The sequence below is a fragment of the Hyphobacterium sp. CCMP332 genome (assembly GCA_014323545.1).
Classification (GTDB): domain Bacteria; phylum Bacteroidota; class Bacteroidia; order Cytophagales; family CCMP332; genus CCMP332.
This window is the reverse complement of sequence record CP058647.1, coordinates 1,916,465-1,933,331: the sequence shown is the minus strand read 5'-3', so window position 1 is coordinate 1,933,331 and position 16,867 is coordinate 1,916,465. Positions and strand designations below refer to the sequence as shown.

General features: G+C 37.1%; 17 protein-coding genes. 5 read left to right on the top strand and 12 right to left on the bottom strand.

Going from position 1 to position 16,867, the window contains the following annotated elements; genetic code table 11:
- Positions 1–35: 35 nt before the first annotated feature.
- Positions 36–515, top strand: a complete 480-nt coding sequence (locus HZR84_08475; protein ID QNL21972.1) for a hypothetical protein — start codon at positions 36–38, stop codon at positions 513–515.
- A gap of 45 nt (positions 516–560) precedes the next feature.
- Here HZR84_08475 and HZR84_08470 read toward each other — a convergent pair whose 3' ends face one another.
- Positions 561–1,508: a nitronate monooxygenase gene (locus HZR84_08470; protein ID QNL21971.1), complete on the bottom strand. Its 948-nt coding sequence runs from the start codon at positions 1,506–1,508 to the stop codon at positions 561–563.
- 51 nt (positions 1,509–1,559) lie between these two features.
- Between HZR84_08470 and HZR84_08465 the strand changes: the two genes are divergently transcribed.
- The 3 genes from HZR84_08465 to HZR84_08455 all read left to right on the top strand — a co-directional run bounded on the left by HZR84_08465 (position 1,560) and on the right by HZR84_08455 (position 4,805).
- Complete coding sequence (locus tag HZR84_08465; protein QNL21970.1) at positions 1,560–3,329, top strand: chloride channel protein; 1,770 nt, start codon at positions 1,560–1,562, stop codon at positions 3,327–3,329.
- Positions 3,330–3,708: 379 nt separating this feature from the next.
- Positions 3,709–4,197, top strand: coding sequence for a redoxin domain-containing protein (locus HZR84_08460; protein QNL21969.1), 489 nt, complete (start codon positions 3,709–3,711; stop codon positions 4,195–4,197).
- The gene (locus HZR84_08455) at positions 4,194–4,805 is read left to right on the top strand and encodes a thioredoxin family protein (GenBank protein QNL21968.1); all 612 of its coding nucleotides are present in this window, start codon (positions 4,194–4,196) and stop codon (positions 4,803–4,805) included. The genes HZR84_08460 and HZR84_08455 overlap by 4 nt, the downstream gene beginning before the upstream one ends.
- Here HZR84_08455 and HZR84_08450 read toward each other — a convergent pair.
- From HZR84_08450 to HZR84_08405, 10 genes are all read right to left on the bottom strand, one after another.
- Positions 4,792–6,303 (bottom strand): GH3 auxin-responsive promoter family protein, encoded by a 1,512-nt coding sequence (locus HZR84_08450; GenBank protein QNL21967.1) that lies wholly within the window; start codon positions 6,301–6,303, stop codon positions 4,792–4,794. The two genes, HZR84_08455 and HZR84_08450, sit on opposite strands and share 14 nt — an antisense overlap.
- A 1-nt stretch (position 6,304) precedes the next feature.
- On the bottom strand, positions 6,305–7,036 hold the full coding sequence (gene lptB, locus HZR84_08445; protein QNL21966.1) for an LPS export ABC transporter ATP-binding protein: 732 nt from the start codon (positions 7,034–7,036) through the stop codon (positions 6,305–6,307).
- A complete protein-coding gene (gene recJ, locus HZR84_08440; GenBank protein ID QNL21965.1) occupies positions 7,020–8,744 on the bottom strand; it encodes a single-stranded-DNA-specific exonuclease RecJ in 1,725 nt (574 codons plus the stop codon). The genes lptB and recJ overlap by 17 nt, the downstream gene beginning before the upstream one ends.
- A gap of 96 nt (positions 8,745–8,840) precedes the next feature.
- A complete protein-coding gene (locus tag HZR84_08435) occupies positions 8,841–9,629 on the bottom strand; it encodes an inositol monophosphatase (protein QNL21964.1) in 789 nt (262 codons plus the stop codon).
- Positions 9,630–11,273 carry an apolipoprotein N-acyltransferase gene (gene lnt / locus HZR84_08430; GenBank protein QNL21963.1) on the bottom strand — a complete coding sequence of 548 codons (1,644 nt, stop codon included), beginning with the start codon at positions 11,271–11,273 and terminating at the stop codon, positions 9,630–9,632.
- A 161-nt stretch (positions 11,274–11,434) separates the two neighbouring features.
- Positions 11,435–12,112, bottom strand: a complete 678-nt coding sequence (gene rsmI, locus HZR84_08425; GenBank protein ID QNL21962.1) for a 16S rRNA (cytidine(1402)-2'-O)-methyltransferase — start codon at positions 12,110–12,112, stop codon at positions 11,435–11,437.
- A complete protein-coding gene (locus HZR84_08420; protein QNL21961.1) occupies positions 12,112–13,230 on the bottom strand; it encodes a CapA family protein in 1,119 nt (372 codons plus the stop codon). The genes rsmI and HZR84_08420 overlap by 1 nt, the downstream gene beginning before the upstream one ends.
- A gap of 37 nt (positions 13,231–13,267) precedes the next feature.
- The gene (locus tag HZR84_08415) at positions 13,268–13,528 is read right to left on the bottom strand and encodes a 4a-hydroxytetrahydrobiopterin dehydratase (GenBank protein ID QNL21960.1); all 261 of its coding nucleotides are present in this window, start codon (positions 13,526–13,528) and stop codon (positions 13,268–13,270) included.
- 132 nt (positions 13,529–13,660) lie between these two features.
- On the bottom strand, positions 13,661–13,900 hold the full coding sequence (locus HZR84_08410) for a 4a-hydroxytetrahydrobiopterin dehydratase (protein ID QNL21959.1): 240 nt from the start codon (positions 13,898–13,900) through the stop codon (positions 13,661–13,663).
- A gap of 5 nt (positions 13,901–13,905) precedes the next feature.
- Complete coding sequence (locus tag HZR84_08405; protein ID QNL21958.1) at positions 13,906–15,357, bottom strand: glycine--tRNA ligase; 1,452 nt, start codon at positions 15,355–15,357, stop codon at positions 13,906–13,908.
- 93 nt (positions 15,358–15,450) lie between these two features.
- On the opposite strand from HZR84_08405, the gene HZR84_08400 reads away from it, so the two are divergent.
- On the top strand, positions 15,451–16,008 hold the full coding sequence (locus HZR84_08400) for a hypothetical protein (GenBank protein ID QNL21957.1): 558 nt from the start codon (positions 15,451–15,453) through the stop codon (positions 16,006–16,008).
- Here the strand turns inward: HZR84_08400 and prmC are convergent.
- Positions 15,986–16,849, bottom strand: coding sequence for a peptide chain release factor N(5)-glutamine methyltransferase (gene prmC / locus HZR84_08395; protein QNL21956.1), 864 nt, complete (start codon positions 16,847–16,849; stop codon positions 15,986–15,988). The genes HZR84_08400 and prmC overlap by 23 nt on opposite strands.
- Positions 16,850–16,867 lie beyond the last annotated feature (18 nt).

The following is a 16,867-nucleotide window of genomic DNA, read 5'->3' as shown; positions in this document are numbered from 1 at the left end:
ATTTATTAATTTAGCCTGATATTAAAAAAATGAAAATGAAGAAATTATTATACGCAAGCGCATTGGTATTTTTCTTGCCACTGATGGGATTAGCACAAATGGATTACGAGAGCACCGGAGAAAAATTTGCTATTCATGACTTAGAGTCCAAAGTTGATTTTCAACTATTTGAGAAAGAAGGGGATACGTTTTTAAAAGTTTGGATCAATACTCATTTAAATATTGGTTGTATCGATACATCAGAGTATATAATCTTATACCTTGATAATGGATCGGACGTTGATCTCAAGCCAATACAAAAATATTGCGGTAAGCTTTCAGACAACAAAAAACACTCAGATTATGAAATGTATTATAATATACCCGCAGAGGGCATGGAAGATTTGAGAACACATAAAATAAAGTATCTTGAAATTGAAGCAGAGCATCAGACACTTGAAAGAAAAGCGGAAGATTTTCAGGATATCTCAAAGGATCATTTTGAAACTTATTTTACGAAGAATTTAACTGAATAAATACTAATACAGATTAAATCAAAAGCGGACTCCGGTCCGCTTTTTTTATATCTTCAAATCAATAATTCTTTGCTTTTCCTTTAGAAACTCCTCCCAAATACTTTTCAAAATAGTTGCGGCGGGCTCTATTTTTTGAATGCTTGAGGAAATCTGGCCAATTTCCAGTTCACCTTCATCGAGGTCACCTTCAAAAATCCCTTTTTTCGCCCTTGCTCTTCCCAATAGATTTTTCAATTCTTCAATTGAAGCATTCCTTTTTTTGTAATTCAGAATTTGTTCATAAAAATTGTTCTTGATCAATCGGACTGGTGTTATTTCTTTAAGGGTTAGGATCGTATCTCCTTCTTTGGCTTCAATTATTCTGTTTTTAAAATTTTCATGTGCCGACGATTCTTTCGAAACTGCAAATCGCGTTCCTACCTGCACGGCTTCAGCTCCTAATGCCATTGCTGCAAGCATTGCTTTGCCGCTTGCGATACCTCCGGCCGCAATAACCGGAATGCTTAAATTCATAGCCATTTCAGGAATCAAACACATTGTTGTTGTTTCATCTTTTCCATTGTGGCCACCGGCTTCGAATCCTTCACCTACCACTGCATCCACTCCGGCATCCTGACTTTTTAGAGCAAATTTTAAACTGCTAACTACATGCACTACTCTAATTCCTCTTGATTTTAAATGCTCAGTCCAAATTTTAGGGTTACCTGCAGATGTAAAAACGATTGGTACTTTATGCTCCACAATTATTTCCATTAATTTTTCAATGTCCGGGTATAGCAGAGGGACATTGACACCAAAGCTTTTATCTGTGGCGGATTTGCATTTAATTAAATGTTCTTCAAGAACGTCCGGATACATGGAACCGGCTCCAATCAAACCAAGTCCACCGGCATTTGACACAGCGCTTGCCAGCTTCCAGCCACTGCACCATACCATACCTGCCTGAATGATCGGATATTTAATATTTAAGAGCTCGTTTATTCTGTTTTTCATCTACAATTAATTTATCTGCTGTAATCAGCTTGTAATTTATAATTTTGCCTGATGTTCAAAGAACTGCTAACGAAGTTTCTTATTTGGAGACTCAAGCATATTCCTATCAGGAATTTTATTTTTATTCTTTCCGGCGTGATCGGTTTGGTATCCGGTCTGGCGGCAGTAACCTTAAAAACAGCCGTTCATTATATTCAAAATTTTCTCACTTCGGGTTTTGAAATAGCCAATGCCAACGTTTCATATGTATTCTACCCGCTGATAGGAATTCTTATTACTGTATTTTTTGGGCGTTTAATTTTTAAAGACTACCTCGGACATGGTGTAACAGATATTATTTATAGCATATCAAAAAAATCCAGCATAATAGGGCGCATAAAAATGTACTCAAGAATGGTCACAAGTACTTTTACCGTAGGCTTTGGTGGATCGCTCGGATTGGAAGCCCCAATTGCCATTACCGGTTCTGCTATAGGATCAAATATCAGCCGCATAATGCATCTTAATCATAACAAAAGAACTCTGATGATTGGCTGTGGTGCTGCAGGAGGTGTTGCAGCGATTTTTGATGCTCCGGTTGGTGGAGTAATATTCGCAATAGAAATCATTCTTGCTCAAGCCACAATTCAAAATTTCATTCCCTTATTGATATCCTCTGTAACTGCTTCGCTGGTTTCAAAATTCACGACCGGCGATGATATAATATTCTCATTTCGATTGGTGGAGGAAATTCAGGCGGTAGAAATTCCTTATTATATAATTCTTGGAATTTTATGTGGGCTTTTTTCAGTGTATTTTTCAAGAGTCGTACCCATAGTTGAGAATAAAATTTCAAGGTTGAATTATCGCCTGAGGCCCTGGATTGGTGGAATTTTGCTCGGCGCCATAATATTTGTGTTTCCGCCATTGTACGGTGAAGGTTATGACAGTATTATCACACTCACAAAATCTGAGAGTAATATTTTAAATGACAGTCTTTTCTTTTCGGAGATTTCAAATGAAGGATTCATATTGATTTTTACGCTTTTATTGGTATTGTTAAAACCCATTGCCTCTGCCATTACCCTGGGAGCAGGTGGTAGTGGTGGAATCTTTGCCCCAAGTTTGGTAGTCGGAGGTTATCTCGGATTTACCTATTCTTCATTTGTCAATCAGGTTGGTGCAGACAAAATTTTATCGGTCAACAACTTTATTCTGGTCGGAATGTGTGGAATCATGAGCGGGGTACAATACGCCCCATTAACTGCCATATTCCTTATTGCTGAAATAACCAATGGTTATACGTTATTTATACCGCTAATGATCGTATCGGCAATGGCCTATTCTACTGCTTCTTATTTTGAACCTTATTCAATTTATACCAAGCGATTAATTCAAAGGGGCGAATTGATCCGAAATAACAAAGATCGACAGGTTCTCAGCCTTATCGAAATGGATAAATTAATTGAAAGGGATCTCCTCACAATTTCACCCAATTCCACATTAAAAGATTTGGTCAAGCTGGTAAGTAATTCTAAAAGAAATATTTTCCCTGTGGTTGATGAAGACGAGGTTTTAAGAGGCATTGTAACCCTTGATGATATCAGACAAATCATGTTTGACACTGATTCCCAGGAAAACACTTTCGTTGAAGATTTAATGCACAGTCCACCAGGAGAAGTGTACCCCAATGAGAGCATGGATAAAGTCATGAGGAAATTTGAAATTACCGGCGCCTGGAATTTGCCTGTTATAGAAAAAGGCAAATACAAAGGCTTTTTGTCCAAGTCCAGAATATTCAATACTTACAGAAATAAGATCAGACAAACCCAGGAAACCTGATTAATTTTTTAAGTAAAATTATTGAGCGATTTTTATTTCCTTTTTACTATAATTATTACACGTCAGAGGTATTAAAACAATATTATGCCTGTGTTATGAAAAAAATATGCTGACTTATCCACAAAAATCAAATCAAATAATTTTTTATTAAGTAGCTGATTTACAAGTAATTAACATAAATCAAAAAATTGCTGTGGATAAATTTTTCAAATTGTGGAAAAGTTTTAGGTTATTTTAATCTGATAATATCATACATCTAGAAATATCAATTCATTTACAGATAGTTGCGTTCACGGGCTTTGATTAATACTTGAATTTTAAAACTTGAAATTAATTTTAATTAAGTTTGTTATATACTATTGATAAGCTAATCCATTACATGTTCAAGACTTCATTCATATTAGTATTTGCTATTATAATTTTATCCGGTTCTTATCCTGAGAACGACCTAAAAGTCTATAATTTTAAAGAGTTTAAATCAGAGATACTTGATAAAAAAGAAAGCAATACTTTAATGGTTATAAACTTCTGGGCTACATGGTGTGGGCCCTGCATAAAAGAATTGCCTTATTTTGAGGAAGTCAATAAAAAATATGCAAACAAGAATGTAAGGGTGATCCTTGTCAGTCTTGATTTTGAAAAACAATACAGCTCCAAACTAATACCATTTATCAAAGAAAATAATTTGAAAAGTGAAATAATATGGCTGAACGACACAAAATATAACGAATGGATAGATCAGGTTAGCCCTCAATGGTCTGGAGCAATACCGGCAACGGTTTTCGTTAAAAATTCAAAAGTTCTTAAATTCATGGAAAAAGAATTAGAACTTGAAGAACTTGAAAGCACAATAAACAATCTCTTATGAAAAATTTAGTACCAAATATAATTTTATCAGTATTTATTGGCCTAATGACACTTTCCACGGTCTTTGCCGGAGGTTATAATGTGGGCGACATGGCCAAGAGCTTTACTCTCAAAAACGTCGACGGAAATATGGTGTCCCTTGGTGACTATAAAGAAGCAAAAGGGTTTATCGTTGTTTTTACATGCAACCATTGCCCTTATGCCAAACTCTACGAACAAAGGATTATTGACCTGCACAAGAAATACGCTGTGGACGGCTACCCGGTTATTGCTATTAATCCAAATGACCCGGTCAAACAACCGGATGATTCGTTTGAAAATATGATCAAGAGATCAAAGCAAAAGGCATATCCATTTGTGTATTTATTTGATGAAACACAAAATACAGCAAAATCTTATGGAGCGACCAGAACCCCACATGTTTATCTATTGAATAAAGTGCAGGATAAATATCAGGTGGCCTATATAGGTGCAATTGATGATAATCCCCAAAGCGCAGAAGATGTTGAAAATAAATACGTTGAAAATGCCATTGCAGCTTTAAAAAAAGGAAAAAAGGTTGCTATTTCCAGTACAAAAGCAATAGGCTGTACTATTAAGTGGAAATAATTTTCAGTATTTCGTCTATAAATTCGCGGCTGTTACTTAAGCGAGGCACTTTGTGTTGACCACCGAGTTTGCCTCGTTTTTTCATCCAATTATAAAAGGTCTTTTCCGGTGCAATATGTACTCTTGGTTTAATCAAAGCTATATCTTTTTGTCTTTTAGCTTCATAGTCAGAATTGATCGCTTTTAATTTGTTATCCAGTATTTCTGTAAAGGTTTCAATTGAGTCCGGTTTGGTTATAAACTCAATGACCCATTCATGACCTCCTCGTTTACCTACCTCCAGATAAATTGGTGCCGCCGTAAAATTCTCGATACTTGCCCCGCTTTGTTTACAGGCCTCTGCAATAGCAGTTTCTGCGTTTTCGATAACCATCTCTTCACCAAATGCATTTATAAAATGCTTAGTTCTGCCGGTGATTTTTATTCTATAAGGTGATTTGGTTGTAAATTTTATTGTATCACCAATCATATACCTCCACAAACCAGCATTTGTCGTGATTATCATTGCATAATTTTTATCGAGCTCCACCTCTTCCAGGGTGACTACTTTGGAGTGATCCTTATCTAAATACTCTGTCGGCAGAAATTCATAAAAAATTCCATAATCCAGCATTAACAACATGTCCTCATGATCACTTCGGTCCTGTATTGCAAAAAATCCTTCAGATGCATTATAAGAATCGATGTAATTTATTTTTGCACCGATCAATTCATCAAACAAATGTCTATAAGGGCCAAATGCAACAGCACCATGCGCAAACAATTCGAGATTAGGCCAAACTTCAATAATTTTCTTTTTTCCGGTTAATTCTAGAATTCTTTGAAGTAAAACAATAGTCCAGGTGGGTACGCCGGTAATGCTGGTAATATTTTCGTCTTTAACCGCATGAGCCATTTTCTCAATCTTTTCCTCCCAGTTTTCCATCAGTGCAATATCCAGGCTCGGTACCCTTACGTACTGCGCCCATAGCGGAAGATTTTTCATAATTACCGCTGAAATATCACCATAGGAAGATTTGGAATTTAAATGGTTAACCTGGCTGCTGCCTCCTATTACTAAGCCTTTCCCTGTAAATAATTTTGATTCCGGATAATTATTTAAATACATGGAAAGTAAATCTTTTCCGGCTTTGAAATGACAATCCTCAAGGGCTTCATTGCTGACCGGTATAAATTTACTCTTGGCATTCGTTGTACCTGATGATTTTGAAAACCATTTTATTTCAGAAGGCCAAAGAATGTTATCCTCCCCTTTCATGACTTGTTCAATTATATCGGCTATGTCTTCGTAGCGCACAATTGGCACCACAGATTTAAAATCATGATAGCTTTTGATGTTTTCAAAACTGTATTTTCTTCCCCATTCTGTATTTCGAGATTTTCCTAAAAGATTTGCAAGTACTTCATTCTGAACCTCAATAGGATGCTCCTTAAAAAGCTCAATCTGGGAGATCCGCTTTTTCATAAACCAGGAAAGTAGTGTGTTAAAAAGCTCCAATTCAGATTTTTCTTTTTAATTCAAAATGCTTGCCTAAATATACTCTTCTCACCTGTTCATCAGCAGCTAGTTCTTCAGCTGTCCCCGATTTGAGGATTGATCCCTCAAACAATAAATAGGCTCTATCTGTAATAGATAGCGTTTCATTCACATTGTGGTCAGTTATAAGTATACCTATATTTTTGTTTTTCAATTGAGCCACAATGGTTTGAATTTCTTCAACGGCAATGGGATCAACTCCAGCGAATGGCTCATCTAACAAAATGAATTTTGGATCAACGGCTAAAGAACGGGCAATTTCAGTCCTTCTCCTTTCTCCACCTGATAATACCATCCCCTTATTGTTTCTAACATGCTCAAGGCTGAACTCTTCTATCAGCGCATCGCATTTTTCCTGTCTTTCTTTTTTTGACATCGAAGTCATTTCCAAAACAGCAAGAATGTTTTCCTCTACTGATAGTTGACGAAAAACAGAGGCTTCCTGCGCCAAATAGCCTACGCCTTGTTTGGCTCTGCGGTACATAGGGAGATCTGTGATTTCCTTATTGTCGAGATAAATCCTGCCTTCATTGGGCTTAATCAAACCAACAATCATGTAAAAGGTGGTTGTTTTACCGGCACCATTTGGGCCTAACAAACCGACGATTTCGCCCTGGTTTACCTCAACACTTACATCATTTACAACTTTTCGGGATTTGTATTTTTTTACAAGACTTTCAGCTCTGAGTTTCATTTGCTTTTATATCACGGATCTGCAGTTGAATGCTTCTCTCTCCGCGAAATTCGTTGATTGAAATGGAATAACAAATTGAGAAGCTCTCTGAACTGTCTATTATATCCTTATAATCAACAAAATTAAAGCCTATGCATTGATAAGGAAAGGATTTTCCCTGTATTACCTGAAATTTTAAATGTTTTTCTTTTAAGATGCGCAAGTTAGAAAACAATCTTACGCCTTTGCTTATGAAGACGGGCTGCATGTTTTGTGGGCCAAATGGTGACATTTGATCTAATCTCTTTATCAAGGCAAAATCTATTTCGGATAAATCAATCTCTAAATCGACATCAATCCGTGGTATTAGTAATTCATCTGAAATATTGGAGGATACCACTTCTTCAAATCGTTTGCTAAACACTGAAAGGTTTTCCTTTTTTAATGTCAATCCCGCAGCGAACTGATGTCCGCCAAAAGAATCCAGGAGGTCTTCACATTGCAAAATGGCATCATATATATTGTAATCGGGTACAGAACGCGCAGAGCCGGTTGCTTTTCCGTTGGATTCCGTAAATATAATCGTAGGCCGATGATAATGTTCGATACATCTCGAAGCTACAATCCCTATAACCCCTTTGTGCCAGTCTTCTTTAAAAAGTACGGTAGTTTTGGCATTCTTTAAGTTCTCTGAAGACTTAATCATGTCTACGGCCTCTACTGTAATACTGCTGTCAAAGTCCCTGCGATTTGTATTTTGACTGTTTATTAAAGCCGCCATTTCTGCCGCTTTTTCTGTATCTTTTTCAAGCAATAATTCTACCGCTGTAATGGCCTTATCCATTCTTCCCGCTGCATTAATTCTTGGGCCGATCCCGAAGACCAGGTCTCGCACATTCATTTCCTTTTGAGATTGGTATTCGGCAATATTTATGAGTGCCTTAATACCCGGACTTGGGTTTTTATTTATTTTTTGCAATCCGAAATAACAGAGCACCCTATTTTCTCCTGTAATAGGCACAATATCTGATGCAATACTAACTGCGACCAGGTCAATGAATTGAAATGCATCTCTTGCATCATATGACATGGCATCGCATAAGGCCTGAATTAATTTAAATCCAATTCCACAACCTGATAATTCTTTATATGGATAAGGACAATTGCTTTGTTTTGGATTTAAAATAGCATGCGCATTTGGAAGTATCTTTCCTGGTGTATGGTGATCGCATATGATAAAATCAATGCCTTTTTGATTGGCATAGTCCACCTTTTCGACGGCTTTAATTCCGCAGTCCAATGCAATTATTAAACTGACTTCAAACTCCTCTGCTTTGTCGATTCCGGAATAGGATATTCCATAACCTTCAGCATACCTATCGGGGATATAGTGCTGAAGATTGGGATAGTTTTTTTCCTTGAGAAATCCATATACCAGCGATACGGAAGTGGTGCCATCCACATCATAATCGCCATATATCATTATGTTTTCTCCCAATTCCATGGCAGTTTGAATTCTATCTACAGCCCTGGTCATTCCCTTCATTAAAAATGGGTTGTGAAGGTCCTCAAGTTTCGGCCTGAAAAATTCTCTGGCCTCTTCAAAACTATCAATACCTCTTTGTATCAAAAGTGAGGCAAGAATTCTATCTGCATTTAACTCAGATGCCAGTTTTTGAACTTTTGATAGCTCGGGTACCGCTTTTAATATCCATCTTTTTTCTAGCATTAAACTTCAGGTTCTACCGCTAAATTAAAGGTATATTCAATTCTTTAATTGAAAAATGTTTAAAGGCATGAAAGATTTAAGTGAAGAGCTAGAAATTCATTCCCAATCCCTGGAAATAAGCTCAAGCATTTTCGGATGCAATGCATTGGCAGCGAGAATTTCTTTGCCAAATAAATAATTATTCTTCCCCTTAAAATCACTTACAATTCCCCCGGCCTCTTTTACAAGCAAAGCTCCGGCCGCAACATCCCAGGCGTTGAGATTATATTCAAAAAATCCCTCGAATCTTCCACAGGAAACATAGGCCAAATCCAATGCTGCTGAACCGATTCTGCGTACGCCATGCGTTTCACGAATAAACGATTCTGTGATTTGAAGTAATAGCGATGACTTATCAAAAACAGTAACCGGAAAACCTGTAGCCATCAGACAATCTGAAAGATTTTGACTCTTCGAAACTTCAATTTTATTATTATTTAAATAGCTTCCTCCTCCCGAATAAGCTTTAAAACATTCTTCTCTATCCACATCCTGAACTACTGCAACTATAGGAATGTCATTTTCTACCAATGCGATGGAGATGGAGTAGGCAGGAATGCCATGTACAAAATTCGTAGTACCATCCAATGGATCGATTATCCATTTAAATCTGGAGTTTTTGCTTAAATAATTACCCTCTTCAGCCAATATATCTGCTTCAGGTAGAATTTGACTTAACTCTTCAACTATCCTTCTTTCACTTTCCTTATCGACATAAGTAACCAGATCATTGATGCCTTTATAATCTGCGCGTTTTAAAGTTATTCCTTTGGCCTCAGCTTTTATATATTCCCCGGTTTTTCTGGCGATTGTTGCAACCTGATTGCTTATATCATTAAGGTCCATTTATGACTTCGGTTTTTTAATCATGGTGGTTTTACCTTTCACAAAAGCAGACAAAAACATGGCCACAGCCACAAAACCACCAATTCTTCCTAAATAATCACCCCAATCCGCATATACCGTATGCTCATTATTCAATTGAATGCTGTAAGAGATGACATCTTCTTTCCAGTACTCGGTTTGAATTATTTCATTTCCTTTCTGATCGAAAAACCCTGAAATACCAGTATTGGCTGATCTGGCGATGCTTTTTCTGAATTCTATGGCTCGTAGCTTTGCATAAGAATTATGTTGATGGTAACCCGGTGTATCCCCCCACCAACCGTCATTGGTGATTATGGCAATCATATTCGCATTATTGCGCATATAATTCGACATAAAGTCACCGTATATGGATTCGTAACATATGGCAGGAGCTATTTTTAAACCATCATATGTTTCAAATACCGTTCTTTCGCTTTGTCTGCCAAAACCTCCGGATGTGCCGCCCAGATCTATGGAAAGATCTTGTAGGAAACCAAAAATTGCCGGATAAGGCATGATTTCTACGCCTGGAACAAGTTTTGATTTATGATAAGTTTGGAGCTGGTCTTTTTGATTAATAAAAAGTGCTGTATTGTAAATATCATAGTACAAATCATATCGCTCGGCATACCTTGATGAAGTGGATTTGGTACCTTCCGGATAAAATTGAAAAGTAGTGATCCCGGTTAGTAAGGCAATATGCGAATAAGAATTCCTAAATGCCCTTATCGAATCAAGGATGCTGTAATCCTCGAGTGCGGTTTCATCAAACTGGCTATCGATTGCGGTTTCCGGCCAAATTACCAATTTGGTTTTATCCGTAATTTTAGATTTCGATAGTTCTACAAATCGCTGTACCTGTTTTTCAAAGGGTATAAAATTTTCTGAGTCTGCAAATTTTTCTTTGTATGGATCAATGTTAGGTTGCACTACCACAATTTCTGCCAAATCACCCTGATTTTCATAGCTATTATATTGGCCCAGTGATTCTGCAATCGGACTTGCGATTACCAATAATGTATAGGCCAGAAAGAGCCTGGGAAATTTTTGATTTTGGTCTTTATACCGATTAATAAAAGTGAAAGTCATAATGTTTACCACCCAAATCCATAGCGAACCCCCAAGTACTCCGGTATATTCATACCATTGAACAATTTCAGGATATTCCGAGAAAACATTTCCCAGGGTTAGCCAAGGCCATGACAATTGCCAGGTTAAATGAAGGTATTCAAAGGAGATCCAGTAAATCGGAAGCGCGGTGAATGAAAAATTTCTGTTTGCCCGAAAAAATGTCATTCGGAAAGCAAAGATTGGTATCATTTGTAAAAGTGAATTCGCAGTAAAGGCAAGTATTGCTACAGGAGTTGAGTTGTAAACCCAATAGGTGGTCAGGACATTCCAAATGAGAAAAGCAGTATAAACGTGTAAATAAAAAGCCCCGTTTCTACTTCTGTCAAATTTTTCGTTGAGAATGAGAATAGGTATAAATGCAAAAAATATTAAAAACGGAAATCCGTGGATGGGCCAGGAAACAGATAATAATGTTGATGAAAAGACAGTCAGAATCCAGCGATTCAACTTTTTATCAAGGAAATTCCAGTTTTGAAAGAAGGTAGCCTGCATAAATTCCTGTTTGAGGCAAAATAAGTAAAAAAAGAGATGCTTTCTTAGAATAGAGTTTCGTACCAATAAATGACATTAAAAAATAGCCGGCACTCCAATCAAGTATATGAGATTCCAAGAATTCCGCAAACGGGAATCCTGGTATGACGAATGATTGGCGATCACTCCTCCCCCTTCAGCACCACCACAAACTCACCCTTGATGGTCTTGGTTTTGAATATTTCGCAAAGCTCTTCAAGGCTGCCTCTTATGGTTTCTTCAAATTTCTTTGTGATTTCGCGAACGACGGCTACCTCCCGATCGGGACCAAGAAATTCCTTCATTTGCTCCAAACATTTGACGATACGATGTGGGCTTTCATAAAAAACCACCGTCCTTTTTTCATCTTTCCAGGCCTCTATAAAAGTTTGTCTTCCTTTTTTATGTGGAATAAATCCTTCATAAATAAACTTATCCGTAGGAAATCCGGATAAGAGCAAGGCTGCCAGAAATGCTGCAGGGCCAGGAATAATTGTAAAATCTATTGCTTTGCTTACCGCTGCCCTTAAAAGTAAATAACCCGGATCTGATATAGCAGGCATACCGGCATCGCTAATTAAAGCAAACGTTTCTCCCTTTTGAATGCGTTCAATTATTCCCTCTAGTACTTTATGCTCATTATGGGCATGAAAGCTTTCCATTTTGGCAGATATACTAAAATGTTTTAGTAATAGTCCTGAATTGCGCGTGTCCTCGGCCAAGACGATATCAACTGAAGAAAGAACTTCCTTTGCACGCTCGCTCATATCGGCTAAATTGCCAATTGGCGTCCCGATGAAATACAGAGAATGCTTTTCCATTATTCGGCTTGGCTTATCTCTGGAAAATTAATATTATGCTTATTTAAACGTGATCTGGAATCCTCAATAAAGACTTTCATTTTTTCAATGCTTTCTTGATCAAGACCTTCAAATTCATTTTGTTCAATCCGTGCACAGGGAAGTATTTCAAACTTTGATTTACCATTATCAGTGCTTTTGTTTACCCAGGTTAAATAATAGCCTTTTTCTGAAACTTTTGTGCCAAGCGAGTCCTTTTTGAGCTTTATTTCCACCATGGCTCCACCATCTGTTCTGAATTTTCGCTGATTGGATACAAAATTACCCAAAGAATATACCACCAAACGCTCACTGGATTTATCCATTTCGGGATAATATTCCATGGGCTGAATAACATGAGGGTGAGAGCCAATGATGATATCCACACCATTATTGAAAAGGAACTCAGCTATTTTTTTTTGGGATTCATTGGCCTCGGTTTGATATTCAAGCCCCCAGTGAATCATGACCATTAGTTTATCCGGGTTTTGATCTTTTGCCAGTGAAATATCCTTTTTTATTGAATCCATATCGATCAGATTGACCAGACTCGGTTTTGGAAAGGGAAGTCCATTGGTGCCATAGGTATAATTCAATAATCCTACTTTTAAATCTCCCTTTTCAAGAATTAATAAATTCATTGAATCTTTATCCGTTTGATTTCTAAAGGTGCCCGTATGTTTTAAATTGTAGAAATCAAGTACATCGCAAGTGCGTAAAATCCCACTTTTACCTCTGTCACAAGAATGGTTATTGGCCGTGACCAGAACATCCATTCCAACTTTTTTACAGGCCAAAGCCAACTCATCAGGCGAGGAAAATTGGGGGTATCCTTTATGCGGTTTACCGGCAAGGGTTACCTCCAGATTGGCAATTGTGAAATCGTTCTTTTCAATGATTGGTTTCAGAGGTGAAAACACCTCTTCATAATAATAAGATTGGGTACTTGAATCGTAAGCTGAAATTATTTGGGCGTCGTGGCCCATAATGTCTCCGATAAACAACAATGATATTTCATTGTCCCGATCATTTTGTGCACGTAGCAGGCCTGAACTGCAAAGGTATAGAGAGAGGAATAGTAAAAATTGGGAAGTTTTCATTTAAAGCATGTAATACTTCCACAAATATATAAATCAATCAGGCGCTTTTTCTCAGGATTTCTTTCCTCCCGTAAACTTCATCTATTTCCTCGGCCAATTCATGATCCTTTTGCGTTACAAATCCACCAATCTTATCCGTCGAAAGTGAAATGTCAACTTTGGTTTTTTCAATACAAATTTTAGGGAAATGCTGTTGTTTTGAGGCGAGCATTGCCACCTTATTTACAAATCCGAACGCCTCAACATAATTTGCAAATTCGAATGATCTGCTTAGACTTTTTTTATTTTCCTTCCACATAGTAAATCAATTTAGAAACGATCTATTAATTTACGTCGGTGCTCAGTATTAGGATGTTAAAAAGCAGGTAAAAATGTAAAAATGGCGGAAAACTACTACCCTGAATGGTACTTAAATAGTGGTTTCAGGTGATCATTTGTCTTCGAGCAAGAGATCAATTTTTTTCGCGAGCCTTCTGTCTTTATCGGTGACAATTCCTCCAGCATCATGCGTGCTCAGTTTAATTTCCACTTTGTTGTAGACATTGCTCCACCAGGGATGATGCTGCATTTTCTCTGCTTCCAAAGCTACGCGAGTCATGAATGAAAAGGCTTCTGAGAAATCCTTAAACTCAAAATCTTTACATAATTGTTTGTCTTTTTCTTCCCACATCTTAATTATAGTTTTTGAAAAAATTCTTTATTGTTCACTTTATTGCCTATGATTTCTGCCAGTGCAGCTGTTTTAACCCGTTCCTGCTGCATGGTATTTCTTTCGCGGACGGTCACGGTATCGTTTTCCAGACTTTCATGATCTACTGTAATGCAAAAAGGCGTTCCGATTAAATCCTGCCTTGTATATCTTTTACCAATTGCACCTTGCTCTTCATAGATTACCTTGAAATCCATCTTTAAATCATTGACAATTTTCATGGCCTTCTCCGGTAAACCGTCTTTTTTAACCAATGGAAATACCGCAGCCTTTATTGGAGCAAGAAATGGAGGAAGGTTTAAATAGGTTCTTTGTTTATCTTCCAATTGCTCTTCTGTGTATGAATGACACATCAGCATCAAAAAAAGCCGGTCAGCCCCTGCTGAAGTTTCAACCACATATGGCGTATAACTTTGATTGATTTCAGGATCGTGATAATTGATTTTTTTACGGGAAAATTCCATGTGCCTTGACAGGTCAAAGTCGGTCCTTGAATGGATGCCTTCTATTTCCTTAAAACCAAAGGGAAATTTAAATTCTATATCCGATGCGGCATTCGCATAGTGGGCTAATTTCTCATGTTTATGCATTCGCAGATTTTCGGGATTAATTCCCAGGGCTTTATGCCATCGCATTCTTTTTTCCATCCAGGCTTCGTACCATTCTATTTCTGTTCCCGGCCTCACAAAAAACTGCATCTCCATCTGCTCAAACTCACGCATTCTGAAAATAAACTGTCTCGCCACAATTTCATTTCTAAATGCCTTCCCTATTTGTGCTATACCAAAGGGAATCTTTTTTCTGCCGGTTTTTTGTACGTTCAAATAATTAACAAATATCCCTTGTGCCGTTTCCGGTCTTAAATAAATTTGATTAGAATCATCGGAGACAGAACCCATTTGAGTGGAAAACATCAAATTAAACTGCCGTACTTCTGTCCAGTTGGATGAACCCGATAATGGACATTTTATATTCTCATCAATTATCAGCTCTCTTATGCCATCGAGGTTTTCATTGTCGAGTAGCTCTGCCATTTTTTGTATCAGTGCATGGGCCTTATCACTTTGACCTTCGGCTTCGTATTCTGCCGCTTTGTCTTCAATAAGCACATCTGCCCTATACCTCTTTTTCGAATCCTTATTATCGATCAGGGGATCGTTAAAGCTGTCGACATGACCCGATGCCTGCCAGATTTTTGGATGCATGAAAATGGCAGAGTCCAGGCCAACGATGTCTTCATTCATTTGAACCATGGATTTGTACCACAGGTCTTTGAGTTGGTTTTTAACTTCCACTCCGTTTTGGCCATAATCATAAACGGCCTGTAGACCGTCGTAGAGTTCGCTTGAAGGAAATACAAAACCGTATTCTTTGGAGTGGGCAATAATTTTTTTAAAGATTTCGCTTTCCTGGTTCATAGCTTGAGAATTCGAGATTAATTGAGTAAATAGGCTGCAAAATTACAAGTCGATGTCAAAATGCACATCTTTCTTTAATTTATATTTCAGAATATGTCTTCACATCATATAATAAGGGAAAATCAGGAACCTGCTCTGGTCATGCTCACAACCATTCGTGAAGAAATATTTAATCAATTACTCGAATGGAGCCCAAAAGTATACTGTCATTTTGAACTATTAGATTGGGTGATAGACAATGGATTTAAAATTGATGTTATAATCGGGCCGGAAAGCTCGAAAACTGTTAGTCTTAAGAAAATGGAATATCAAATTCCAATAGATTACCATAGTTTTAAAAACAGCTGGACTGAAATATTAAATAAAATCTCAAATCATACCATCCACATCGCATCAAACATAAATATTGACATAAGAGATTTAAAATCTTCTTGTGAGATTATAAGATACAGCGATGAATTCAAGGAATTCTCTTTCAAAGGGGAATGGAGAAAATGGAAAAACCGTGGAGATAAAATTGAATTGAGCAGTGAGCCCGAGGAAATGACTAATCTTGAAAAGAGCAATTCATATTTTAAGGTGCCAAAAAGTGGAATGGTAAAAATCAGATCCTCAAATTCAATTTTTATCAAAGAATTTTTCGCGCTCTGATCATTCTTTCTTTACCGCTCATATCTTTTCTCAATTCAATTTCCCGAAACCCGTTTTTATCGAGCAAAGACCATAGCTCTCTGCCAAAATTTTCATTGATCTCTAAAAATAGCAGCCCGGAATGATTTAAATGTAAGTTTGAGAAATCCATAATGGCTTTATAGAAAATAAGAGGATCACTGTCTTTAACAAAAAGTGCAATTTCCGGCTCAAATTTTAATACGTTTTCAGCCATAAGCTCTTTTTCAGATTCTCTCACATAAGGCGGATTACTAACAATAATATCGTATTTCCAATTAGATGCTGAAGGGCTTAATATATCATCCTGAATAAATTCTATATCCACTTTATTCATTTTTGCATTGTGTATGGCCACTTCCAATGCCGATTGCGAAATATCCATCCCAAATACTTTAGCCGAAGCAGCGCCTTTTATGGCAATGGCAATTGGAATACAGCCACTACCTGTCCCAATATCAAGAATTGCTTTTTCAGATACATCTTCTTTTAAAATCCAGCTGATTAATTCTTCAGTTTCAGGTCTTGGAATCAAAACATTTTCATTCACCTTAAATTTGAGACCCATAAATTCAGTCTCTCCCAGTACATACTGTATGGGTTTGTTTGCTTTTAATTCAAGCAAGCTTTTATACAAATCCTGTACATCTTTTTCATTGATCAACATATTCGGATCACTTATCAACTTAAGTCTTGGCTTTGGGACCTTGCTTTCGAGTAATAATTCTGCAATGGAATCAGCCTCATTTAATTCATATATAGATTTTAAGTTTTCCCTGATTTGAAGGTAAATGTTCCGTATTTCATAAGGCTTATTAAACATTGGGTAAAATTCATGAAT